The organism is Salmonella sp. JXY0409-18 (assembly GCF_020268625.1).
GTDB lineage: Bacteria > Pseudomonadota > Gammaproteobacteria > Enterobacterales > Enterobacteriaceae > Salmonella > Salmonella enterica.
This window is the reverse complement of record NZ_CP084216.1, coordinates 546,306-568,543: the sequence shown is the minus strand read 5'-3', so window position 1 is coordinate 568,543 and position 22,238 is coordinate 546,306. Positions and strand designations below refer to the sequence as shown.

Sequence of the window (22,238 nt, the reverse complement as noted above, 5' to 3'; positions counted from 1 at the left end):
TCCTTCCTGCTACAGTTTATTACGCTTCGTCGCCGAACCAGCAAATATTACGGGCAGCCATAATCAGCTCACCGGCTTTTTCGTCGGTCAACCCTTCGATATCAGCCAGATCATCAATGCCCTGGTCGGCGAGATCTTCCAGCGTACAAACACCACGAGCCGCCAGTTTGAAAGCCATATCGCGATCTAATCCTTCCAGATTCAGCAGATCGTCAGCCGGTTTGTTATCACCGAGGCTTGCTTCCTGGTCCTGCGCCAGAGTGGTCAGTGCGTTTTTAGCACGCTCGCGCAGTGCTTCAACGGTCGGCTCATCAAGGCCGTCAATTTCCAGCAGTTCTTTCATTGGCACATAGGCCAGTTCTTCGAGCGTGGAGAAACCTTCTTCTACCAGAACGGTCGCGAACTCTTCATCAATATCAAGATATTTAGTAAAGATCTCGATAGCGGCATGTGCTTCAGCCTGATGTTTAGCCTGCAAGTCATCAACGGTCATTACGTTGAGTTCCCAGCCGCTCAATTGCGAAGCCAGGCGGACGTTCTGACCATTACGTCCGATCGCCTGCGCCAGATTACCGGCTTCAACGGCGATATCCATGGTATGTTTATCTTCGTCCACCACGATAGACGCGACGTCTGCCGGCGCCATCGCATTAATGACGAACTGCGCCGGGTTATCATCCCACAGCACGATATCGATACGCTCACCGCCCAGTTCGGTAGAGACCGCCTGAACGCGCGCGCCGCGCATCCCCACGCAAGCGCCGACCGGATCGATACGTTTATCGTTGGTTTTCACTGCGATTTTCGCACGAGAACCCGGATCGCGAGCCGCCGCTTTAATTTCAATCACTTCTTCGCCGATTTCCGGCACTTCGATGCGGAACAGTTCGATCAGCATTTCCGGCTTGGAACGGGTGACGAACAGCTGCGCGCCACGCGCTTCCGGGCGAACAGCATACAGCACGCCGCGAATACGGTCGCCAGGACGGAAGTTTTCGCGCGGCAGCATATCTTCACGCAGAATCACCGCTTCAGCGTTACCGGCCATCCCTTCAGATTTAATTTCCAGAGAGATATTGTCGCGGTTTACTTTCTTCACCACGCCAGTGACGATTTCGCCTTCCTGGTCGCGGAACTGATCGACAACCATCGCCCGTTCGGCTTCACGCACTTTCTGCACGATAACCTGTTTCGCAGTCTGCGTGGTGATACGGTCAAAGGTGACAGATTCAATCTGATCTTCAACATAGTCGCCGACATTCAGACTTTCGTCTTCAAAGCGCGCCGCTTCCAGCGTAATTTCCTTCGTCGGCATGGTCACTTCTTCAACGATCAACCAACGGCGGAAAGTATCAAAATCACCGCTTTTACGATCGATTTCTACACGAACATCGATCTCCTGCTCATATTTTTTCTTTGTTGCTGTCGCCAGCGCACTTTCCAGCGCTTCAAAAATTTTTTCGCGTGGCAGCGCTTTTTCGTTGGAGACGGCTTCAACAACAGCCAAAATTTCTTTGTTCATCGCGGGCTTTTCACCTCATCCAGACTGTTAAAAGTGGGGAACCAGGTTCGCCTTCTGGATATTACTCAGCGCGAACACTTCATCTTTGCCTTCGACTGTGACGGTAATCATTTCACCGTCCACCGCTTTGATAATGCCCTGCCACTTGCGACGGTTCTGTACCGCCATGCGAAGAACCAGCGCGACTTCTTCACCCTGGAAACGCGCATAGTGATCGGCAGTGAACATAGGACGGTCGAGACCCGGTGACGAGACTTCAAGGTTGTAAGCCACGGAGATAGGATCTTCAACGTCCAGCACCGCGCTTACCTGGTGGCTCACATCAGCACAATCATCAACATTGATGCCATCTTCACTATCAATATAGATGCGCAGTGTGGATGTGCGACCGCGAATAAATTCGATGCCGACCAGCTCGTAGCCTAAGGCTTCAACTGGCGCTGTAATCATCTCTGTTAATTTTTGCTCTAATGTGGACAAGCCCACCCCCAAGACATAAAAAAAGGGCCTAAAGCCCAGTTATTCTGTAGTCAGATAACAAAAAACCCCGATAAATCGGGGCTTTATATAACTGAACCCTATAACCGCAACGGCGGTCTGGTGTACCTTCCGAAAGAATTTTTTTCAAATCCAGCTACGAAGGACATAATCTTCACAGTATATTTGAAAAAGAACTCTAAGGGAAAGTGGTTGCGGGGGCCGGATTTGAACCGACGACCTTCGGGTTATGAGCCCGACGAGCTACCAGGCTGCTCCACCCCGCGCCTGAAACGTGGCAAATTCTACTCGTTTTGGGTAAAAAATGCAAATACTGCTGGGATTTGGTACCGAGGACGGGACGTAAAATCTGCGCACAGTATAGTGACCAGGCATGAGTTATGTCAACCCTATTCCCAATATGCAGATGAATGAATATCACTCTTCGTTATACTCATCCCACCTCTCCGGCTTATACACGCATTTCACAACGTTATTTCAGTAAACCTTCACTAAATGCTTCCTGTCTCTGCTAAAAGATGATTAAATGAAAACTCATTTATTTTGCATAAAAATGCACTAAAGCAGAAACCGATCTCATTATCAGTCAATCAAGCAGGGTTCTATTCTATGACGACGATTCTTAAGCATCTTCCAGCAGGTCAACGTATTGGTATCGCTTTTTCCGGCGGTCTGGACACCAGCGCCGCGCTGCTGTGGATGCGACAAAAAGGAGCTGTCCCATATGCCTATACTGCGAATCTGGGACAACCGGATGAGGATGACTATGACGCCATTCCTCGTCGCGCAATGGAGTATGGCGCAGAGAATGCTCGCCTGATTGATTGCCGCAAGCAGTTGGTTGCAGAAGGGATCGCAGCGATTCAGTGCGGCGCTTTCCATAATACGACTGGCGGACTGACCTATTTCAATACCACGCCGCTGGGCCGTGCCGTGACCGGCACGATGCTGGTCGCCGCGATGAAAGAAGACGGCGTGAATATCTGGGGCGACGGCAGCACCTATAAAGGCAACGATATTGAACGTTTCTATCGTTACGGCTTGCTGACCAACGCCGAGCTGCAGATTTACAAACCGTGGCTGGATACCGACTTTATCGATGAGCTGGGTGGTCGCCATGAGATGTCTGAATTTATGATTGCCTGCGGTTTCGACTATAAGATGTCAGTCGAAAAAGCCTACTCCACCGACTCCAACATGCTCGGCGCCACGCATGAAGCGAAAGATCTGGAGTTTCTTAACTCCAGCGTCAAGATCGTCAACCCGATTATGGGCGTGAAGTTCTGGGACGAAAGCGTGAAGATCCCGGCAGAAGTTGTGACCGTCCGCTTCGAGCAGGGTCACCCTGTTGCCCTGAACGGTAAAACCTTCAGCGATGATGTTGAGATGATGCTGGAAGCGAACCGCATCGGTGGCCGTCACGGCCTGGGCATGAGCGACCAAATTGAAAACCGCATCATTGAAGCAAAAAGCCGCGGTATTTATGAAGCCCCCGGAATGGCACTGCTGCACATCGCTTACGAGCGTCTGTTGACCGGTATTCACAACGAAGACACCATTGAACAGTATCATTCTCATGGTCGTCAGCTGGGTAAACTGCTGTATCAGGGCCGCTGGTTCGACTCTCAGGCGCTGATGCTGCGTGACGGCCTGCAACGTTGGGTCGCCAGCCAGATTACCGGTGAGGTCACACTCGAGTTGCGTCGCGGCAACGACTACTCCATCCTGAACACCGTGTCTGACAACCTGACCTATAAGGCTGAGCGTCTGACCATGGAGAAAGGCGAGTCCGTGTTCTCACCGGACGATCGTATCGGTCAGTTGACCATGCGTAATCTGGACATTACCGATACCCGCGAGAAACTGTTCGGCTACGCGAAAGCCGGTCTGTTAACCGCCTCTTCCGCGACCGGTCTGCCGCAGGTTGAGAATCTGGAAAACAAAGGCAAATAAGCCCGCGTCGTTGATGCAACAGGCCGCGAAAGCGGCCTTTTTTATGCGCGGAATATAAGGTGTCTGTTGGCCTGATAAACGTAGCGCCATCATGGGTTGTAATAATGTCGGATGGCGGCGTAACGTCTTATCCGACCTACAGACAACCACAAATAACAAACGAAAAAAAAGACGCTTTTCAGCGTCTTTCTTTCGGAATATTGGTACCGAGGACGGGACTTGAACCCGTAAGCCCTATTGGGCACTACCACCTCAAGGTAGCGTGTCTACCAATTCCACCACCTCGGCACGGATACTGCTATTAGCGCGGGATATCGCTGGTCGGCTGGGCCGGTGCAGCAGGTTGAGTCTGCTCGGTCTTCGCCGGCGCGCTCAGATTTTCCCACTCGCTTCCTTTATTGGTTTTATTGCTATTGATATTACCCAACACCAGACTGATGATGAAGAACAGCGTCGCCAATACCGCCGTCATTCGGGTCATGAAGTTACCAGAACCACTTGAACCAAATAGCGTAGCGGAAGCGCCTGCTCCGAAGGAGGCTCCCATATCAGCGCCTTTACCTTGCTGCAGCATGATCAGACCTACAAGGCCAATTGCCACAATAAGGAAAACAACTAAAAGAGCTTCGTACATAATCAACCTGTTCCTTGCGGAGTTGCCGCGTACCAATGCTTCTACCAATAAAGCGGGATTTTTACTGTTTCCCACTGAAGCGGGTGTGAATACTAACCAAAGCGAATGACCTTCGCAAGGGCAATTTAAGCGCATTGTATCAACTGCGGAAAAAAACAGCAAAAGCGTTGTTTTTTGCGGGCAGTAAGGCGGCAACCGCCGCCTTTTTAGTCACTTAAACGCTTAAACGGCTTTTACCGCATCCGCAATACGATGGGCGAATGCCGTAACCTGCGCTTCATCCTCGCCTTCCACCATCACGCGAATCAGCGGTTCGGTACCGGATTTACGTAGCAATACCCGCCCACGATTGCCGAGCGTGGCTTCTACGTCCGCCGTTACCGCTTTCACCGCTTCATTTTCCAGCGGATCGCCGCTACCGGCGGTGTAACGCACGTTAACCAGAATCTGCGGGAACATTTTCATACCGCTGCACAGATCGTGCAGACTCATATGATTACGCACCATCGCCGCCAGAACTTGTAGCCCCGCTACAATACCGTCGCCAGTGGTCGTTTTATCCAGCAGAATAACGTGACCAGAGTTTTCCGCGCCGATGCGCCAACCTTTTTCCTGCAATTTTTCCAGCACGTAGCGGTCGCCCACTTTCGCCCGGGCAAACGGAATGCCAAGCTGCTTGAGCGCCAGCTCCAGCCCCATATTGCTCATCAGCGTCCCCACCGCGCCGCCGCGCAGTTGCCCCTGGCGCAGCCCTTCGCGCGCGATGATATACATAATCTGATCGCCATCGACTTTATTGCCTTCATGGTCAACCATGATGACCCGGTCGCCGTCGCCGTCAAGCGCAATGCCGAGGTCCGCCTTCTCCGCCAACACGCGCGCCTGCAACGCGCGCACGTCGGTCGCGCCCACTTCTTCGTTAATGTTGACGCCGTTTGGCTCACAGCCGATGGCGATAACGGTCGCGCCCAGCTCGCGCAGCACATTCGGTGCGATATGGTAGGTAGCGCCGTTGGCGCAATCCACAACCACTTTCAGACCGTTGAGGCTCAGTTCGTTCGGGAAGGTGCCTTTACAGAACTCAATATAGCGTCCGGCGGCGTCGACGATGCGGCTCGCTTTCCCCAGCTCGGCGGAGTCTACGCAGGTGATCTCTTTTTCCATTTCGGCTTCGATGGCTTCTTCCACATCGTCAGGCAGTTTCGTACCGTCGATAGAGAAGAATTTAATGCCGTTATCATAGAACGGGTTATGCGAAGCCGAGATAACGATACCCGCCTCCGCGCGGAAAGTCCGCGTCAGATAGGCGACGGCTGGCGTTGGCATAGGTCCGGTAAACGAGGCCGACAGTCCCGCAGCGGCAAGGCCCGCCTCCAGCGCGGACTCCAGCATATAGCCGGAAATACGCGTATCTTTACCGATAATGATTTTACGCGAGCCATGACGCGCCAGCACTTTTCCGGCAGCCCAACCCAGTTTAAGCACGAAATCAGGTGTAATGGGGGCATTGCCTACACGTCCGCGAATCCCATCGGTACCGAAATATTTACGATTACTCATAGCGTTTGTTTCCCTTTGCAGACAGAGTGGCTTCTACCACCCGCATCGCCTCTACGGTTTCTTTGACGTCATGGACGCGAATGATCTGCGCGCCCTGCATCGCGGCAATTACCGCGCACGCAAGGCTGCCGTTCAGACGGTCTGATGGTCCCACGTTAAGTAACTGACCAACCATCGTTTTACGTGACATGCCCACCAGCAGCGGCAGGTTAAAATGATGAAACTCACCCAGTCGCGCCAGTAAGGTATAATTGTGAGAGAGATTTTTACCGAAACCGAATCCGGGGTCGAGCAACAATTTCTCTTTTGCGATGCCGGCCTTCTCACAACGTGCTATTTGCTCAATAAAGTAGCGATTCACCTCGGCAAAGACATCGTCATATTTCGGCGCCTCCTGCATGGTTTTGGGGTTGCCCTGCATGTGCATAAGACTGACCGGCAAGCCGGTTTCCGCTGCCGCTTCCAACGCGCCGAGTTCGGAGAGCGAACGGACATCATTGATAATATGCGCGCCCGCCCTTGCCGCTTCACGGATCACCTCGGGTTTAGAGGTATCCACAGAAATCCACACTTCAAAGCGTTGCGCGATTGCTTCCAGTACCGGAATAACGCGATCCAGCTCTTCTTCCACGCTCACTTCCGCCGCGCCTGGTCGCGTTGATTCCCCCCCCACATCAATAATTGTCGCCCCGGCATTCACCATTAAATTCGCATGTTTCACCGCCTCAATCAGCGTGTTATGCGCGCCGCCGTCGGAGAACGAATCCGGCGTTACGTTCAGGATCCCCATAACATGCGGATGAGTGAGATCGAGCGTGGCGCCCTGAGCGAAGAGTTTCATGGTCAAAATCCCTGTTTTATTTGTGGTGAGTTAAAAAAAGAAAAACCCCGGGGCAAGCCCCAGGGTTTCGGTGAGCGCTAAACATAATGTTGTACAACAAACGCTTATTTGTCGCCCAGCTGCTCTGACATCGTGTTGCCCGGGTTCGGCGTGCGTGGTTCATCAACCGGACGCGGCGCCTGAGGCGTACCATTGCTGTCAGAGTTATTGGTGCCGTTTGGATCTTCCCAGCCCGCAGGCGGACGCACTTCACGACGCGCCATCAGGTCATCAATCTGCGGCGCATCGATGGTTTCATATTTCATCAGCGCATCTTTCATCGCGTGCAGAATATCCATATTGTCAGTCAGGATCTGACGAGCGCGATTGTAGTTACGTTCAATCAGCGCTTTCACTTCCTGGTCGATGATACGCGCAGTTTCATCAGACATATGTTTCGCTTTTGCGACGCTACGGCCGAGGAACACTTCGCCCTCTTCTTCCGCATACAGCAGCGGACCAAGTTTGTCGGAGAAGCCCCACTGAGTCACCATGTTACGCGCCAGGTTAGTCGCGACTTTAATGTCGTTCGACGCCCCGGTAGAAACATGTTCGGCACCGTAGATGATCTCTTCCGCCAGACGACCGCCGTACAGGGTGGAGATCTGGCTTTCCAGTTTCTGACGGCTGGCGCTGATCGCGTCGCCTTCAGGCAGGAAGAAGGTCACGCCCAGCGCACGACCGCGCGGGATAATCGTCACTTTGTGCACCGGATCGTGTTCCGGCACCAGGCGACCGATAATCGCGTGGCCCGCTTCGTGGTACGCGGTCGACTCTTTCTGCGCTTCCGTCATCACCATGGAGCGACGTTCGGCACCCATCATGATTTTGTCTTTCGCTTTCTCGAACTCAACCATCGACACTACGCGTTTGTTGCCGCGTGCGGCAAACAGCGCCGCTTCGTTGACCAGGTTCGCCAGGTCCGCACCGGAGAAGCCCGGCGTACCGCGCGCAATGATCGCCGCATCAATATCCGTCGCTAACGGTACGCGACGCATATGCACCTTCAGAATCTGCTCACGACCGCGAACATCCGGCAGGCCTACCACCACCTGACGGTCGAAACGACCAGGACGCAGCAGCGCCGGGTCAAGGACGTCCGGACGGTTAGTTGCGGCGATAACGATGATACCTTCGTTACCTTCGAAGCCGTCCATCTCAACCAGCATCTGGTTCAACGTCTGCTCACGTTCATCGTGACCGCCGCCAAGACCTGCGCCACGCTGGCGACCGACGGCGTCGATTTCATCGATGAAGATAATGCACGGCGCCGCTTTCTTGGCCTGTTCGAACATGTCACGCACACGAGACGCGCCGACACCGACGAACATTTCCACAAAGTCAGAACCGGAAATCGTAAAGAATGGCACCTTCGCTTCACCCGCAATGGCTTTTGCCAGCAGGGTTTTACCGGTACCCGGCGGGCCGACCATCAGGACGCCTTTCGGAATTTTACCGCCCAGCTTCTGGAAACGGCTCGGTTCACGCAGGTATTCAACCAGTTCCGCCACTTCTTCTTTCGCTTCGTCACAGCCCGCGACGTCAGCAAACGTGGTTTTGATCTGATCTTCCGTCAGCATACGCGCCTTGCTCTTACCGAACGACATGGCGCCTTTGCCACCGCCGCCCTGCATCTGACGCATGAAGAAGATCCAGACGCCGATCAGCAACAGCATCGGGAACCAGGAAATGAAGATAGAAGCCAGCAGGCTTGGCTCTTCAGGTGGTTCGCCAACAACCTTGACGTTTTTAGTCAGCAGGTTATCAAGCAGCTTCGGATCATTAATCGGAATGTAAGTCGTGTAACGGTTACTATCTTTCTTGGTAACGTTGATCTCACGTCCGTTGATACGCGCTTCGCGAACCTGGTCCTGATTGACCTCTTGCAGGAAGGTAGAGTAATCCACCTTACGGCCATTAGACTCGCTGGGCCCAAAGCTCTGGAATACTGACATCAGCACAACGGCAATGACCAGCCAGAGTATTAGGTTTTTCGCCATGTCACTCAAGGGATTAACCTCTTATTACAACTGTGTTAAAAACAGCGTCAGGATACTCTATATCCAGTTTCTTTCAAACCTTACGTCTGAAATCTGCCGGTTATCACTTTCGCCCGGTCGCTACAATGTACACTTCACGCGAACGCGCACGCGAAGAGTCCGGCTTACGAACTTTAACCTTCGTAAACAGGGAGCGAATTTCCCTTAGATACTCATCGAAACCTTCGCCCTGGAACACCTTCACTACAAAACTTCCGCCTGGCGCCAGCACATCGCGGCACATCTCTAACGCCAGCTCCACCAGATACATGGCGCGGGGGATATCCACCGCCGGTGTTCCGCTCATGTTTGGTGCCATATCCGACATGACAACTTGTACTTTACTGTCACCCACGCGTTCCAGTAACGCTTTCATGACAAGTTCATCACGAAAATCGCCCTGAAGAAAGTCCACACCAACGATAGGATCCATAGGTAAAAGATCACAAGCGATGATGCGGCCTTTGCCGCCAATCTGCGTGACCACATACTGTGACCAGCCTCCTGGCGCAGCGCCGAGATCGACTACCGTCATTCCCGGCTTAAAAAGTTTGTCACTTTGCTGTATTTCATCAAGTTTAAACCAGGCACGGGAGCGTAGCCCCTTTTTCTGCGCCTGTTGAACATATTTATCGCTAAAGTGTTCCTGAAGCCAGCGGCTTGAGCTGGCAGAACGCTTTTTACCTGTCATTTAACTTTCCCGTCGGGGCAGTTCATCGTAGCCAATGGCGTAAATTTCTACACGCCTATTTGGCGATATAAGGGAGATGGCGGTAGAATGACCCGTTTTCAATCCCAACGTAAGCAAAAATATACGATGAATCTGAGTACTAAACAAAAACAGCACCTAAAAGGTCTGGCACATCCGCTCAAGCCTGTTGTTATGCTTGGCAATAATGGTTTGACCGAAGGGGTACTGGCCGAGATTGAACAAGCGTTAGAGCACCATGAACTTATCAAGGTGAAAATCGCCTCGGAAGATCGCGAAACAAAAACCTTGATCGTGGACGCTATCGTGCGCGAAACCGGCGCCTGTAACGTACAGGTCATCGGTAAAACGCTGGTGCTGTATCGCCCAACTAAAGAGCGTAAAATCTCGCTGCCGCGTTAAGGATATCCTAAAGTCGAACACAAAATCTGTGTAAAACGAGGGGTTTTCCACGAGCAGGAGAGCAAAATGCCACGCTCTCTCCGTTGATAAAAGGCCGCTATGCGGCCTTTTTCCTTTCTTTACAATACACCAACAATTTGCGTATTGAGTACTGCTTAAAGGTATTCCACTTTAAGCACTTCGTATTCCACATCGCCGCCAGGCGTTTTGATCACCACGACGTCATCCTGCTCTTTGCCGATCAGGCCGCGAGCGATTGGCGAGTTTACCGAAATGAGATTTTGCTTAAAATCCGCCTCATCATCGCCAACAATACGATAGGTCTGCTCTTCGTCGGTGTCCAGGTTCAGCACCGTGACGGTAGCGCCGAAAATCACGCGACCATTGTTCGGCATTTTAGTGACATCAATCACCTGCGCATTCGACAGTTTTGCTTCGATATCTTTAATGCGTCCTTCGCAGAAACCCTGCTGTTCGCGTGCAGCATGATACTCCGCGTTTTCTTTTAAATCGCCATGTTCGCGCGCTTCGGCGATAGCGGCGATGATTTCAGGACGGCGCACAGATTTCAGAAAATCCAGCTCTTCGCGCAGTTTTTCGGCTCCGCGTAAGGTCATCGGAATAGCTTGCATTTGTTATACCTCTTGAACATTCCTGTAGGGGGCAATGAACTCTACCCCGGCTGCTAAGCCAGCCCCGGCATATGCCATACCAGGGTCAGAAGCAAAAAAACACCAACCCGGGCGCGCAGTCCCAGGTCAGCTACAATTTCCTCTTTGATAACCATTTTACCCTGGAGTTCCCTATGGGTCATCGTTTACTTTTTAGGGCGTTGCGCCGTAGTATGACGGCTTGTTTCCAGGGTGTTAGCGCGAGATTATGCGATTTTCCAGATTTATCATCGGATTGACCACCAGTATAGCGTTCAGCGTTCAGGCCGCGAATATTGACGAATACATCAAACAGCTTCCGGCCGGCGCCAACCTCGCGCTGATGGTGCAAAAGATTGGCGCGCCCGCGCCAGCTATTGATTATCATAGTCAGCAGATGGCGCTTCCCGCCAGTACCCAAAAGGTGATTACCGCGCTGGCGGCGCTGATTCAACTCGGCCCGGATTTCCGTTTTACGACCACGCTGGAGACTAAAGGCAACGTCGATAACGGCATCCTGAAAGGTGACGTAATTGCGCGATTCGGTGGCGATCCAACGCTAAGACGTCAGGATATTCGCAATATGGTCGCGACGTTGAAAAAGTCAGGCGTCACGCAAATCGACGGCAATGTGCTTATCGACACGTCGATTTTCGCCAGCCACGATAAAGCGCCAGGCTGGCCGTGGAACGACCTGACGCAGTGTTTCAGCGCGCCTCCCGCCGCCGCCATTGTTGACCGCAACTGTTTTTCTGTGTCGCTTTATAGCGCGCAAAAACCAAACGATTTAGCTTTTATTCGCGTGGCCTCTTATTATCCGGTAACGATGTTCAGCCAGGTACGGACTCTGCCGCGCGGTTCGGCAGACGCGCAGTATTGCGAGCTGGATGTTGTGCCTGGCGATTTGAACCGTTATACGCTTACCGGCTGTTTACCACAGCGCGCCGACCCGCTGCCGCTGGCCTTTGCTATTCAGGACGGCGCCAGCTACGCGGGCGCGATCCTCAAGCAGGAACTGAAAGAGGCCGGGATAACTTACCGCGGCACACTGCTGCGCCAGACGCAGGTTAACGAGCCCGGAACGATCGTCGCCAGTAAACAGTCGGCGCCACTGCACGATCTGCTTAAGATTATGCTGAAAAAGTCAGACAACATGATCGCCGATACTGTTTTTCGGATGATTGGTCATGTCAGGTTTAACGTGCCTGGCACCTGGCGGGCGGGATCGGATGCCGTTCGCCAGATCCTGCGCCAACAGGCGGGAATTGATATCGGCAATACCATTATTGCCGACGGTTCCGGTCTTTCTCGCCATAACCTGATCGCTCCCGCCACGATGATGCAGGTGCTGCAATATATCGCCCAACACGATAACGAGCTGAACTTTATCTCTATGCTGCCGCTGGCGGGCTATGATGGTTCATTGCAATACCGCGCCGGACTGCATCAGGCGGGCGTAGACGGTAAGGTTTCGGCGAAAACTGGGTCACTGCAGGGCGTGTATAATCTGGCGGGCTTTATTACCACCGCAAGCGGGCAACGGATGGCATTTGTACAGTATTTGTCGGGCTACGCGGTTCCACCTGCCGATCAGCGTAATCGGCGTATTCCGCTGGTACGCTTCGAGAGTCGGTTGTACAAGGATATTTATCAGAATAACTGAGTGCATTATTGCCGGATGGCGGCGCTAACGCGTCTTATCCGGCCTACAACGAACATAATAAAACGGGCCGCAAATGCGGCCCGTTGGCTTTTGTAGGCCGGATAAGCGTTAGCGCCATCCGGCTACGAGATTAACGTTTGTAGATGAACTCGACGCCTTCTTCGTCGTCTTCATCCCAGTCGTCATCCCAGTCATCGTCTGCGTCTTCTTCCACTTCAGCCAACTGCTGGCGATGATAATCGTCCCACATGAACTCGACTTTTTCCGGCTGTTTTGCTTCTTCAGCCTGCGCGATCGGATTCTCGATGATAAAGGTCATCACATCCCAGCAGAGATCTTTCACCCCCAGCTGACTGGCGGCGGAAATCAGATAGTATTTCCCTTCCCAGCCCAACGCTTCGGCGATCGCTTTCGCTTTCTCTTCCGCTTCGGTTTTATCCATCAGATCGATCTTGTTGAACACTAACCAGCGCGGTTTAGCCGCCAGATCCTGGCTGTATTTTTCCAGTTCGCCAATAATGATACGGGCGTTTTCCACCGGATCGGAACCGTCGATCGGATCGATATCAATGAGGTGCAGCAGTACGCGGCAACGTTCGAGGTGCTTCAGGAAGCGAATCCCCAGGCCCGCGCCTTCCGCCGCGCCTTCGATCAACCCCGGAATGTCAGCCACCACAAAACTCTTTTCGCTGTCCATTCGTACCACGCCCAGGCTCGGCACCAGCGTGGTAAACGGATAGTCCGCGACTTTCGGTTTTGCTGCCGATACCGCACGAATGAACGTTGATTTACCGGCGTTTGGCATCCCCAGCATCCCGACATCCGCCAGCAGCATCAGTTCCAGCAGCAGGTCGCGCTTATCGCCCGGCGTACCATTGGTTTTCTGGCGCGGCGTACGGTTAACCGAGGATTTAAAACGGGTATTGCCTAACCCATGCCAGCCGCCCTTCGCGACCAACAGACGCTGACCGTGTTTGGTCATGTCGCCCATCGTTTCACCGGTTCCCTGGTCGATAACGCGCGTACCGACCGGCACTTTGATGGTCACGTCTTTACCGCGTTTACCGGTACAGTCGCGGCTCGCGCCATTCTGACCACGTTCAGCGCGGAATGATTTTTCAAAGCGGTAATCGATCAGCGTATTCAGGTTTTCATCGGCTTCCATCCAGACGTCGCCGCCGTCGCCGCCATCACCGCCGTCCGGGCCGCCTTTCGGGATATATTTTTCGCGGCGGAAGCTCACACAGCCATTACCGCCATCGCCTGCAACGACCAGAATCGATGCTTCATCAACAAACTTCATTTTATTCTCCGTAAATCATTCGCCTGAGCGGGGTTGCGAAACCACCGTTTCATGCTTGCGTAAACCGCCCCAAATACGATGACCAATGGCGGAATACATCGCGCCCGCAACCACGACAAACGCACCGAGATAACCTAAAAGGTTTAACATCGGTCTGGCGAAGAAATCGGGCCAGGCCATAGATAAAAGATCTGAAAACAGCAGGGTAAATAGCGGTGTAAGCGTGATTATCGCACTCACCTGCGCCGCCTGCCAACGCGCCATCGCTTCCGCCAGGGCGCCATATCCTACCAGCGTATTTAGCCCGCAGAAAATCAAACAGGCGAGCTGCCAGTCGCTCAGTTGCGCTATCACCATCGGTTTTGCCAGCGGCAAGAGCGCTATCGTACATAAAGTGTACAGTAAAAACAGGATCTGCTGCGAGGCCAGACGTCGCAATAATACTTTTTGCGCCACGCCATAGCTCACCCACACCATCGCCGCGCCTACGCCAAAAATAACGCCCCAGGTGTAGTCGGTCAGTCGGGTAAAAATCTCGATCAGACTGGTGTTAAAAAACATCACCAGCCCGCTCAATAACATCAGCGCGCCAATCACCTGCGTACCGCGCATCTTTTCTTTCAGAATAAAGACGCTGGCGACCATCATGCCAACCGGCGAGAGCTGGCCGATAACCTGCGACGCGGTTGGGCTTAAATATTGCAGGGAAGAACTGAACAAAATGAAATTACCGAACAGTCCGCAGGTCGCTATCGCTAATAACACCAACCAGCGCGGCTTACGAAAAATACGCAGCGGCGGCAGCTTTCTTTTTACTGCCAGTATCGCCCCGAGGCCAATACTGGCCATTAAGAAGCGGTAGAAGACAATGGTTGAAGGCTCCATCACCTCCAGCACTTGCTTCATTGCTATTGGCAACGCTCCCCAGCACATCGCGGTAGTGAGCGCTAAAAGAATGCCAATGCCTGCCTGCTGCTTCATGCCGTGTTCCCTGCAAAGACCCGTTAACGGCATTCGCACAGCCACACGGGTATATTTTAGTCGGCCATCGAATGTAAAAAGCCCCGCAACAGGTGCGGGGCTTTCATCCGTTACCGGACCACAAAAAACTTACTCAGCAACGATGCTGATGTATTTACGGTTTTTCGGGCCTTTAACTTCGAATTTCACTTTACCGTCTGCTTTAGCAAACAGAGTGTGGTCACGACCGCAACCAACGTTGGTGCCAGCGTGGAATTTAGTACCACGTTGACGAACGATGATGCTGCCTGCCAGAACTGCTTCACCGCCAAAGCGTTTTACGCCCAGACGTTTAGCTTCAGAATCGCGACCGTTACGAGTCGAGCCGCCAGCCTTTTTATGTGCCATTTAATCTGCTCCCCTAATCTTAAGCGCTGATGCCGGTAATTTTCACATCAGTGAACCACTGACGATGGCCCTGCTGCTTACGGTAGTGTTTACGGCGACGAAACTTAACGATTTTAACTTTCTCGCCACGACCGTGGGCAACAACTTCAGCTTTGATTACGCCGCCATCAACGAAAGGAACGCCGATTTTGACTTCTTCACCGTTTGCGACCATCAGAACTTCAGCGAACTCGATAGTTTCGCCAGTTGCGATGTCCAGCTTTTCCAGGCGAACGGTCTGACCTTCGCTTACTCGGTGTTGTTTACCACCACTTTGGAAAACCGCGTACATAAAAAACTCCGCTTCCGCGCACACCTTTCAATGATTCAGAGCGCGCTATAAATATTCACAATAGGGCGCGAATATTACGCAAATTGCACGGCTTTGACAAGTGCTACCATCAATACATGAAGAAAAAAAACACAACGCATACGGTAACGTTTATCTGCGGCGTTTTTTCAGTACAATCAGGGTATATTTCTAACCATAAACCCTACGTTACCTCATTCAGACATGGGATAATCGGGGCGATAAGCCCGGCTTTTGCGATGAATTTAGAAAAAATCAACGAGTTAACCGCGCAAGATATGGCGGGTGTCAATGCGACAATCCTTGAACAGCTTAATTCCGACGTTCAACTGATTAATCAGCTAGGATATTACATTATTAGCGGCGGCGGGAAACGCATTCGTCCGATGATTGCCGTTCTTGCCGCGCGTGCGGTGGGTTATCAGGGTAACGCGCACGTGACTATCGCCGCTCTGATCGAGTTTATCCACACGGCGACGCTGCTGCATGATGATGTGGTGGATGAATCCGATATGCGTCGCGGCAAGGCAACGGCAAATGCCGCCTTCGGTAATGCCGCCAGCGTGCTGGTCGGCGACTTTATCTATACCCGCGCCTTCCAGATGATGACCAGCCTCGGCTCGTTAAAAGTGCTGGAAGTGATGTCGGAAGCGGTCAACGTGATTGCAGAAGGCGAAGTGCTGCAATTGATGAACGTGAATGACCCGGACATTACCGAAGAAAATTACATGCGGGTGATTTACAGTAAAACGGCCCGTCTGTTCGAAGCCGCCGCCCAGTGCTCCGGTATTCTTGCCGGTTGTACGCCTGAGCAAGAGAAAGGGTTGCAGGACTATGGCCGCTACCTTGGTACGGCTTTCCAGCTCATTGACGATCTGCTGGATTACAGCGCCGACGGCGAGCATCTCGGTAAAAATGTGGGTGATGACCTCAATGAGGGCAAACCCACCTTACCGTTGCTTCACGCCATGCGCCACGGTACGCCAGAACAGTCAGCGATGATCCGTACCGCTATTGAACAAGGTAATGGCCGTCATCTTCTGGAACCGGTTCTGGAAGCGATGACCACCTGCGGCTCGCTGGAATGGACGCGTCAGCGAGCGGAAGAAGAAGCCGACAAAGCGATATCCGCGTTGCAGATATTGCCGGATACTCCATGGCGTGAGGCGCTTATCGGTCTCGCACACATCGCGGTGCAGCGCGATCGTTAATGCCGTTCTCTTATCCCGCGCACTGCGCGGGATATCCCATTAAGTTCTAATAAACTCCAGATACCCTATCGCCTGTCTTTCATATACTCACCCAGGACTTCCCCTGGCATATTCTGAATATTGCCGACACTTACATGAACTTTTTAGAACATTCCTTCACGAAGCGTTATAGTATCGAACGTCGTCGGGTTGTTAAAACCGTAAGTGATTAACCTAAGGAGTGATGGATGTATGGAAAGCAAGCTTATTGACTGGCATCCGGCCGATATCATTGCCGGACTACGTAAAAAAGGGACTTCAATGGCCGCTGAGTCACGTCGGAATGGATTGAGTTCATCCACGCTGGCCAATGCATTAACGCGCCCGTGGCCGAAAGGAGAGTTGATTATCGCGAAAGCATTGGGAACGGAACCCTGGGTTATTTGGCCATCGCGTTATCACGATCCGCGCACGCATGAGTTTATCGACAGAACGCGGCTTATGAGAGCGCGTAATAAAAACAAACAGAATGTAGAGTAAGAGCCTGTAAAACAACCCCCGCATCGCGTTCGCGGGGGTTATTCAGCGTATAGAAGGTTATTCGCCTTTCACGCGTTCAATATTCGCGCCTAGCGCGCGCAGTTTGTCTTCGATGCGCTCATAACCGCGATCGATGTGATAAATGCGATCCACAATCGTCGTGCCTTCCGCAATACAGCCCGCCAGCACCAGGCTCGCAGATGCCCGCAGATCTGTCGCCATGACCTGGGCGCCAGAGAGCGTTTCTACGCCATGGCATATGACGGTATTGCTTTCAATTTCCGCACGCGCGCCCATGCGGCTGAGTTCAGGCACGTGCATAAAACGGTTTTCAAAGACGGTTTCAGTGATAAAGCCCGTCCCTTGCGCCACCAGGTTCAGCAACGTGAACTGCGCCTGCATATCGGTCGGGAATGCCGGGTGCGGCGCGGTACGGACATTGACCGCCTTCGGTCGTTTGCCGTGCATGTCCAGACTAATCCAGTCCTCGCCCACTTCGATATCCGCGCCAGCATCGCGCAGTTTCGCCAGTACCGCGTCCAGAGTGTCCGGTTGCGCGTTACGGCAGAGGATTTTGCCGCGAGAGATCGCTGCCGCCACCAGGAAAGTCCCCGTTTCGATACGATCCGGCAGCACACGATAAACGCCGCCGCCCAGACGCTCTACGCCCTCGATCGTAATACGATCGGTGCCCTGCCCGGCGATCTTCGCCCCCAGCGTAACCAGGAAGTTAGCGGTGTCGACAATTTCCGGCTCGCGCGCGGCGTTTTCAATGATGGTCGTCCCTTCCGCCAGCGTAGCGGCGCACATAATGGTGACGGTCGCGCCGACGCTGACCTTATCCATCACGATATGCGCCCCTTTAAGACGTCCTTCGACGGAGGCCTTTACGTAGCCCTCTTCCAGCTTGATGGTCGCACCCAGTTGTTCCAGACCGGTAATATGCAGATCCACCGGACGCGCGCCGATAGTACAGCCCCCCGGCAGAGAGACTTGTCCCTGACCAAAACGGGCAACCAGCGGCCCCAGCGCCCATATCGAGGCGCGCATGGTCTTAACCAGATCATAAGGCGCGCAGAACACGTTCACCTGGCTGGCGTCAATGTGTACCGATCCATTGCGTTCCACTTTCGCACCTAATTGGCTCAGGAGCTTCATCGACGTATCCACGTCTTTCAGTTTTGGAACGTTTTGGATCTCTACCGGTTCTTCTGCCAGCAGAGCGGCGAACAGGATCGGCAGCGCGGCGTTTTTGGCGCCGGAAATTGTGACTTCGCCCTGGAGCGTCGTTGGCCCCTGTACACGAAATTTATCCATTATTGTATTCTCAGTTAAGCATTCATCTCCGCTACCGGCAGGTTACCCGTAGCTTAAAATCCGTTAAGTTTACGATCGCGCGCCCATTCCGCCGGGGTATATGCTTTGATCGATACGGCATGGATACGGTTGTCCGCAATGTACTCCATTAGCGGCCCATAGACCGTTTGCTGTTTCTTGACCCGGCTCATGCCGTCAAACATCTCGCCCACGGCAATAACCTGAAAGTGACTGCCATCGCCGGAGACGTGGACTTCCTGGAGGGAGAGGGCATTCATCAGCACACTCTGAATTTCATGATTTTCCATGGGTTCTTTATTCGTCAAATAGTGAAAACAGCCCAACATCTTAGAGCAAAGTCGCGCCGTCTTAAATAAGCAAAAGATTACGCTGATAAATCAGCGCGGTAAAAGTGCCGGATGGTGCTGCTAACGCAACTTATCCGGCCTACGGGGATCATGCGAAGTGTAGGCCGGATAAACCATCCGGCATTCATTACATACGGGGAAGTACGTCTTCGGGCAAGTTATATAATTGCGCCAGCGCGTAAACCTTGTCGTTAACGCCAGACAGCGACACGGCATTGCCCTGCTTTTTTGCCTGGTTCACAAGGTGCGCCAGCAGCGCCAGTCCCCCCGTATCCACCCTGGAGATCTGGCTCAGGTCGATACGGGTAACGCCATTCATCGCTTCTACGCGCGCGTCCCATAGCGGCGCCAACACGTCCTGATCCAGCTCTCCCGCCAGCACCAGAGTGTCCGCCTCACGCGTCCAGGTGAGTTGCGGCGTCATTACTGTTTCTCGTCCAAAGTAATTTTCTGTTGAGAGATAGATTTCAGTTGTGCGGTCAGGCCGTCAATGCCTTTAGTACGCAGCAGATCGCTCCACTCATTTTGCTTGGTAGTGATCATGCTGACGCCTTCCGCAATCATGTCATACGCCTGCCAGTTGCCGGTCTGAGTGTTTTTGCGCCACTGGAAATCCAGGCGTACCGGCGGACGACCGTTGGGATCGATAATCGTTACACGGATAGGCACAATGGTCGCATCGCCCAGCGGTTGCTCAGGCGCTATCTGGTAAGTCTGACCGTGGTACATCGCCAGCGCCTGACCGTATGCCTGTTTCAGGTATTCGCGAAACGCTGCAAAATAGGCTTCACGCTGCGCCGGGGTCGCCTCTTTGTAGTAGCGGCCCAACACCAGCGCGCCGGCATATTTTACCTGCACGTACGGCAGAAGTTCCTGATCAACAACGTCGCGCAGGTAATCCGGGTTGGCACGAATTTTCGGCTGTTCGTTTTTCAGGCGATCAAAAGTTTTCTGCGCCGCCTCGTTCATCAGTTTATAAGGATTGCTCTGATCCGCTGCCGTTGCTGCGCTTAATGGCGCAATGACCAGCAGGGCCACCATCATCAGTCGTTTAAACATGCCTCAATTCTCCTGAGATTATTTCGTTTCGCCCGCGGGCGTTGTGGCTTCAGTATGACCTTCCGTTGCGGCTGGCGCATCGCCAGAATTCTTATTGTCGTCGCCTTTGCTGTTATAAAGGAACTGGCCAATCATATCTTCCAGCACCATTGCAGACTTGGTGTCCTGAATCGTACTCCCATCTTTGAGGATAGACGTTCCCAGCTCAGGATCTTCAAAACCGACGTTTAATGCCAGATATTGCTCCCCCAGCAGTCCGGAAGTTCGAATACTCAACGAGCTGGTATCGGGAATATGGTTATAACGCTCTTCGATGTCGAGCGTTACGCGCGGCAGGTATGTTTTCGGATCAAGCGAGATATCTTCAACCCGCCCGACAACCACCCCGCCGATGCGTACCGGGGAACGCACTTTCAGACCGCCGATGTTATCGAAGGTCGCATAAACCTTATAGGTCGGCTCCGTGCGCATAGAGGTCACATTTGCCGCCTTCAGGCAAACAAACAGCGCCGCCAGCAACGCTACCAGCAAAAAAACGCCTACCCAAATTTCATTTTTTTTCGTTTGCATGAACTCAATTCCCAAACATCAGTGCGGTCAGCACAAAATCCAGCCCCAGAACGGCCAACGATGCGTGAACCACGGTACGCGTCGTTGCCCGGCTAATCCCGGCAGAAGTCGGTATTGCGTCATAACCGTTGAATAACGCAATCCATGTTACCGTAATGGCGAACACCACGCTCTTTATCAGACAGTTCACCAGGTCCATACGCCAGTCGACGGCATTCTGCATCGCGGACCAGAAGAACCCGGCGTCGATTCCCTTCCAGCTTACGCCGACCAGCGAGCCGCCCCAGATACCGACCGCCACAAAAATAATGGTCAGTAGCGGCAACGAAATCACGCCCGCCCAAAAGCGCGGCGAAATCACCCGGCGCAATGGATCGACCGCCATCATCTCCATACTGGAGAGCTGCTCCGTCGCCCGCATCAGGCCGATTTCCGCCGTCAACGCCGACCCGGCCCGCCCGGCAAACAGCAACGCCGCGACCACCGGCCCCAGCTCGCGCAGCAGCGAAAGCGCCACTAACATGCCAAGACTGGTCTCCGCGCTGTAAGTAGTCAGAACCAGATAGCCTTGCAGCCCCAGCACCATACCGATGAATACGCCGGAGACAATAATGATAAGCATCGACAAGACGCCCACATTATAAAGCTGGCGCACCAGCAGCGGCGCATGTTTGCGAAACTCCGGCTTACCGATAATCGCATTGAATAACATTAACCCGGCGCGCCCGAACGTCCTGACGGTTTTGATCCCGCTGTGTCCGAGTGCTGCCAGCGCATTTAACAGCATGAGTGGCTTAACTCCCTGTTTCGAGTAAATCAAGGTGATAGTCGCCCGCCGGATAGCGGAACGGAACCGGCCCGTCGGCAATGCCGTCAAGGAACTGACGCACGCGCGGGTCCGTATTCTCCTGCAACGCCTGAGCGCTACCGTGAGCGACGATTTTTTTGTCCGCCATGATCCAGGCGTGATCCGCAATACTGAGCACCTCTGGCACATCATGCGAGACCACCACGCAGGTCACGCCCAGCGCGCTGTTCAATTCTGAAATCAGCTTCACCAGAACGCCCATGGTAATCGGGTCCTGGCCGACAAACGGCTCATCGAACATGATGAGATCCGGTTCCAGAGCGATGGCGCGCGCCAACGCGGCGCGACGCGCCATCCCACCGGAGAGCTCGGAAGGCATCAGTTTTGCCGCACCGCGCAGCCCGACAGCTTCCAGTTTCATCATCACAACGCTTTTTAGCAGCGGCGCGGGTAAATTGGTGTGCTCCCGTAGCGGATAGGCCACATTGTCAAACACGTTCATGTCGGTAAACAGCGCTCCCGACTGAAACAGCATACTCATACGTTTACGGACGGTGTAGAGCCGCGAACGGGACATGGCCGGCACATTCTCGCCATCAAATAAGATCTCGCCCTTATCCGGCGGGATCTGTCCGCCAATCAGGCGCAACAGCGTGGTTTTACCGATGCCCGACGGCCCCATGATCGCCGTGATCTTCCCGCGCGGCACCGTCAGGGAAATATTATCGAAAATGCAGCGTTCGCCACGGGAAAAGCTGACGTCGCGCATATCGACTAAATTGGCCGCAGACTGACCCATTGATTCATCCTTCGTATTGCCTTGTTGAGGTAACCATGGCGCTGAATTTAACCATGG

General features: G+C 53.3%; 24 protein-coding genes and 2 tRNA genes. 5 read left to right on the top strand and 21 right to left on the bottom strand.

The window, feature by feature from the left end:
- Window positions 1-19 precede the first annotated feature (19 nt).
- The 3 genes from nusA to LDB27_RS02725 form a co-directional block, all read right to left on the bottom strand.
- Window positions 20-1,522 carry a transcription termination factor NusA gene (gene nusA / locus LDB27_RS02735; protein ID WP_001031039.1) on the bottom strand — a complete coding sequence of 501 codons (1,503 nt, stop codon included), beginning with the start codon at window positions 1,520-1,522 and terminating at the stop codon, window positions 20-22.
- Between the two features lie 27 nt (window positions 1,523-1,549).
- Window positions 1,550-2,002, bottom strand: coding sequence for a ribosome maturation factor RimP (gene rimP, locus LDB27_RS02730; protein WP_000105461.1), 453 nt, complete (start codon window positions 2,000-2,002; stop codon window positions 1,550-1,552).
- 207 nt (window positions 2,003-2,209) lie between these two features.
- Window positions 2,210-2,286: transfer RNA gene (locus tag LDB27_RS02725), tRNA-Met, on the bottom strand.
- 343 nt (window positions 2,287-2,629) lie between these two features.
- Between LDB27_RS02725 and argG the strand changes: the two genes are divergently transcribed.
- The gene (argG, locus tag LDB27_RS02720) at window positions 2,630-3,973 is read left to right on the top strand and encodes an argininosuccinate synthase (protein ID WP_000207654.1); all 1,344 of its coding nucleotides are present in this window, start codon (window positions 2,630-2,632) and stop codon (window positions 3,971-3,973) included.
- A gap of 201 nt (window positions 3,974-4,174) precedes the next feature.
- Here argG and LDB27_RS02715 read toward each other — a convergent pair.
- The 6 genes from LDB27_RS02715 to rlmE all read right to left on the bottom strand — a co-directional run bounded on the left by LDB27_RS02715 (window position 4,175) and on the right by rlmE (window position 9,777).
- Window positions 4,175-4,261 (bottom strand) — tRNA-Leu (locus LDB27_RS02715).
- A gap of 13 nt (window positions 4,262-4,274) precedes the next feature.
- Window positions 4,275-4,607, bottom strand: a complete 333-nt coding sequence (gene secG, locus LDB27_RS02710) for a preprotein translocase subunit SecG (protein WP_000272680.1) — start codon at window positions 4,605-4,607, stop codon at window positions 4,275-4,277.
- 222 nt (window positions 4,608-4,829) lie between these two features.
- Window positions 4,830-6,167 (bottom strand): phosphoglucosamine mutase, encoded by a 1,338-nt coding sequence (gene glmM, locus LDB27_RS02705; RefSeq protein ID WP_000071169.1) that lies wholly within the window; start codon window positions 6,165-6,167, stop codon window positions 4,830-4,832.
- Window positions 6,160-7,008, bottom strand: a complete 849-nt coding sequence (folP, locus tag LDB27_RS02700; RefSeq protein WP_000764709.1) for a dihydropteroate synthase — start codon at window positions 7,006-7,008, stop codon at window positions 6,160-6,162. Before folP ends, glmM begins: the two co-directional genes overlap by 8 nt.
- A gap of 104 nt (window positions 7,009-7,112) precedes the next feature.
- On the bottom strand, window positions 7,113-9,047 hold the full coding sequence (gene ftsH / locus LDB27_RS02695) for an ATP-dependent zinc metalloprotease FtsH (RefSeq protein ID WP_001107480.1): 1,935 nt from the start codon (window positions 9,045-9,047) through the stop codon (window positions 7,113-7,115).
- Window positions 9,048-9,150: 103 nt separating this feature from the next.
- The gene (rlmE, locus tag LDB27_RS02690) at window positions 9,151-9,777 is read right to left on the bottom strand and encodes a 23S rRNA (uridine(2552)-2'-O)-methyltransferase RlmE (RefSeq protein WP_000145974.1); all 627 of its coding nucleotides are present in this window, start codon (window positions 9,775-9,777) and stop codon (window positions 9,151-9,153) included.
- Between the two features lie 126 nt (window positions 9,778-9,903).
- On the opposite strand from rlmE, the gene yhbY reads away from it, so the two are divergent.
- Window positions 9,904-10,197 carry a ribosome assembly RNA-binding protein YhbY gene (gene yhbY / locus LDB27_RS02685; RefSeq protein WP_001592995.1) on the top strand — a complete coding sequence of 98 codons (294 nt, stop codon included), beginning with the start codon at window positions 9,904-9,906 and terminating at the stop codon, window positions 10,195-10,197.
- 155 nt (window positions 10,198-10,352) lie between these two features.
- On the opposite strand, the gene greA is transcribed toward yhbY, so the two are convergent.
- Window positions 10,353-10,829: a transcription elongation factor GreA gene (gene greA, locus LDB27_RS02680; RefSeq protein WP_001148008.1), complete on the bottom strand. Its 477-nt coding sequence runs from the start codon at window positions 10,827-10,829 to the stop codon at window positions 10,353-10,355.
- Between the two features lie 247 nt (window positions 10,830-11,076).
- Between greA and dacB the strand changes: the two genes are divergently transcribed.
- A complete protein-coding gene (gene dacB / locus LDB27_RS02675) occupies window positions 11,077-12,510 on the top strand; it encodes a serine-type D-Ala-D-Ala carboxypeptidase (RefSeq protein WP_001212686.1) in 1,434 nt (477 codons plus the stop codon).
- 130 nt (window positions 12,511-12,640) lie between these two features.
- Here the strand turns inward: dacB and cgtA are convergent, their stop codons facing one another.
- The 4 genes from cgtA to rplU form a co-directional block, all read right to left on the bottom strand.
- Entirely contained in the window at window positions 12,641-13,813 is a 1,173-nt protein-coding gene (gene cgtA / locus LDB27_RS02670; protein ID WP_000673556.1) for an Obg family GTPase CgtA, read from the bottom strand.
- A gap of 15 nt (window positions 13,814-13,828) precedes the next feature.
- Complete coding sequence (locus LDB27_RS02665; RefSeq protein WP_000813052.1) at window positions 13,829-14,794, bottom strand: DMT family transporter; 966 nt, start codon at window positions 14,792-14,794, stop codon at window positions 13,829-13,831.
- 129 nt (window positions 14,795-14,923) lie between these two features.
- Complete coding sequence (gene rpmA / locus LDB27_RS02660; RefSeq protein WP_000940593.1) at window positions 14,924-15,181, bottom strand: 50S ribosomal protein L27; 258 nt, start codon at window positions 15,179-15,181, stop codon at window positions 14,924-14,926.
- A 19-nt stretch (window positions 15,182-15,200) separates the two neighbouring features.
- Window positions 15,201-15,512 carry a 50S ribosomal protein L21 gene (gene rplU, locus LDB27_RS02655; RefSeq protein WP_000271398.1) on the bottom strand — a complete coding sequence of 104 codons (312 nt, stop codon included), beginning with the start codon at window positions 15,510-15,512 and terminating at the stop codon, window positions 15,201-15,203.
- A 257-nt stretch (window positions 15,513-15,769) separates the two neighbouring features.
- Between rplU and ispB the strand changes: the two genes are divergently transcribed.
- Together ispB and sfsB are read left to right on the top strand one after the other, a co-directional pair.
- Complete coding sequence (gene ispB, locus LDB27_RS02650; protein WP_001047354.1) at window positions 15,770-16,741, top strand: octaprenyl diphosphate synthase; 972 nt, start codon at window positions 15,770-15,772, stop codon at window positions 16,739-16,741.
- 231 nt (window positions 16,742-16,972) lie between these two features.
- Complete coding sequence (gene sfsB, locus LDB27_RS02645; RefSeq protein ID WP_000444168.1) at window positions 16,973-17,260, top strand: DNA-binding transcriptional regulator SfsB; 288 nt, start codon at window positions 16,973-16,975, stop codon at window positions 17,258-17,260.
- A gap of 57 nt (window positions 17,261-17,317) precedes the next feature.
- Here the strand turns inward: sfsB and murA are convergent, their stop codons facing one another.
- From murA to mlaF, 7 genes are all read right to left on the bottom strand, one after another.
- Complete coding sequence (murA, locus tag LDB27_RS02640; RefSeq protein ID WP_000357289.1) at window positions 17,318-18,577, bottom strand: UDP-N-acetylglucosamine 1-carboxyvinyltransferase; 1,260 nt, start codon at window positions 18,575-18,577, stop codon at window positions 17,318-17,320.
- Between the two features lie 53 nt (window positions 18,578-18,630).
- Window positions 18,631-18,885, bottom strand: a complete 255-nt coding sequence (gene ibaG, locus LDB27_RS02635) for a BolA family iron metabolism protein IbaG (protein WP_001518349.1) — start codon at window positions 18,883-18,885, stop codon at window positions 18,631-18,633.
- 187 nt (window positions 18,886-19,072) lie between these two features.
- Window positions 19,073-19,369: a lipid asymmetry maintenance protein MlaB gene (gene mlaB / locus LDB27_RS02630; RefSeq protein ID WP_000188843.1), complete on the bottom strand. Its 297-nt coding sequence runs from the start codon at window positions 19,367-19,369 to the stop codon at window positions 19,073-19,075.
- Window positions 19,369-20,004, bottom strand: coding sequence for a phospholipid-binding protein MlaC (mlaC, locus tag LDB27_RS02625; RefSeq protein ID WP_000476475.1), 636 nt, complete (start codon window positions 20,002-20,004; stop codon window positions 19,369-19,371). The genes mlaB and mlaC overlap by 1 nt, the downstream gene beginning before the upstream one ends.
- A gap of 18 nt (window positions 20,005-20,022) precedes the next feature.
- Window positions 20,023-20,574 (bottom strand): outer membrane lipid asymmetry maintenance protein MlaD, encoded by a 552-nt coding sequence (gene mlaD, locus LDB27_RS02620; RefSeq protein ID WP_001193591.1) that lies wholly within the window; start codon window positions 20,572-20,574, stop codon window positions 20,023-20,025.
- A 4-nt stretch (window positions 20,575-20,578) separates the two neighbouring features.
- A complete protein-coding gene (gene mlaE / locus LDB27_RS02615) occupies window positions 20,579-21,361 on the bottom strand; it encodes a lipid asymmetry maintenance ABC transporter permease subunit MlaE (protein ID WP_000925786.1) in 783 nt (260 codons plus the stop codon).
- A 7-nt stretch (window positions 21,362-21,368) separates the two neighbouring features.
- Window positions 21,369-22,181 carry a phospholipid ABC transporter ATP-binding protein MlaF gene (gene mlaF / locus LDB27_RS02610; RefSeq protein WP_000531566.1) on the bottom strand — a complete coding sequence of 271 codons (813 nt, stop codon included), beginning with the start codon at window positions 22,179-22,181 and terminating at the stop codon, window positions 21,369-21,371.
- Window positions 22,182-22,238 lie beyond the last annotated feature (57 nt).

Bases quoted from the DNA above. Each gene is read 5' to 3' on its own strand.
- folP (WP_000764709.1), bottom strand. From the start codon at position 7,008: ATGAAACTCTTCGCTCAGGGCGCCACGCTCGATCTCACTCATCCGCAT.
- ftsH (WP_001107480.1), bottom strand. From the start codon at position 9,047: ATGGCGAAAAACCTAATACTCTGGCTGGTCATTGCCGTTGTGCTGATG.
- mlaD (WP_001193591.1), bottom strand. From the start codon at position 20,574: ATGCAAACGAAAAAAAATGAAATTTGGGTAGGCGTTTTTTTGCTGGTA.
- ispB (WP_001047354.1), top strand. From the start codon at position 15,770: ATGAATTTAGAAAAAATCAACGAGTTAACCGCGCAAGATATGGCGGGT.
- mlaE (WP_000925786.1), bottom strand. From the start codon at position 21,361: ATGCTGTTAAATGCGCTGGCAGCACTCGGACACAGCGGGATCAAAACC.
- argG (WP_000207654.1), top strand. From the start codon at position 2,630: ATGACGACGATTCTTAAGCATCTTCCAGCAGGTCAACGTATTGGTATC.
- mlaC (WP_000476475.1), bottom strand. From the start codon at position 20,004: ATGTTTAAACGACTGATGATGGTGGCCCTGCTGGTCATTGCGCCATTA.
- rlmE (WP_000145974.1), bottom strand. From the start codon at position 9,777: ATGACAGGTAAAAAGCGTTCTGCCAGCTCAAGCCGCTGGCTTCAGGAA.
- mlaF (WP_000531566.1), bottom strand. From the start codon at position 22,181: ATGGGTCAGTCTGCGGCCAATTTAGTCGATATGCGCGACGTCAGCTTT.
- rplU (WP_000271398.1), bottom strand. From the start codon at position 15,512: ATGTACGCGGTTTTCCAAAGTGGTGGTAAACAACACCGAGTAAGCGAA.
- glmM (WP_000071169.1), bottom strand. From the start codon at position 6,167: ATGAGTAATCGTAAATATTTCGGTACCGATGGGATTCGCGGACGTGTA.
- yhbY (WP_001592995.1), top strand. From the start codon at position 9,904: ATGAATCTGAGTACTAAACAAAAACAGCACCTAAAAGGTCTGGCACAT.
- murA (WP_000357289.1), bottom strand. From the start codon at position 18,577: ATGGATAAATTTCGTGTACAGGGGCCAACGACGCTCCAGGGCGAAGTC.
- secG (WP_000272680.1), bottom strand. From the start codon at position 4,607: ATGTACGAAGCTCTTTTAGTTGTTTTCCTTATTGTGGCAATTGGCCTT.
- LDB27_RS02665 (WP_000813052.1), bottom strand. From the start codon at position 14,794: ATGAAGCAGCAGGCAGGCATTGGCATTCTTTTAGCGCTCACTACCGCG.
- mlaB (WP_000188843.1), bottom strand. From the start codon at position 19,369: ATGACGCCGCAACTCACCTGGACGCGTGAGGCGGACACTCTGGTGCTG.
- sfsB (WP_000444168.1), top strand. From the start codon at position 16,973: ATGGAAAGCAAGCTTATTGACTGGCATCCGGCCGATATCATTGCCGGA.
- ibaG (WP_001518349.1), bottom strand. From the start codon at position 18,885: ATGGAAAATCATGAAATTCAGAGTGTGCTGATGAATGCCCTCTCCCTC.
- cgtA (WP_000673556.1), bottom strand. From the start codon at position 13,813: ATGAAGTTTGTTGATGAAGCATCGATTCTGGTCGTTGCAGGCGATGGC.
- nusA (WP_001031039.1), bottom strand. From the start codon at position 1,522: ATGAACAAAGAAATTTTGGCTGTTGTTGAAGCCGTCTCCAACGAAAAA.
- greA (WP_001148008.1), bottom strand. From the start codon at position 10,829: ATGCAAGCTATTCCGATGACCTTACGCGGAGCCGAAAAACTGCGCGAA.
- rpmA (WP_000940593.1), bottom strand. From the start codon at position 15,181: ATGGCACATAAAAAGGCTGGCGGCTCGACTCGTAACGGTCGCGATTCT.
- dacB (WP_001212686.1), top strand. From the start codon at position 11,077: ATGCGATTTTCCAGATTTATCATCGGATTGACCACCAGTATAGCGTTC.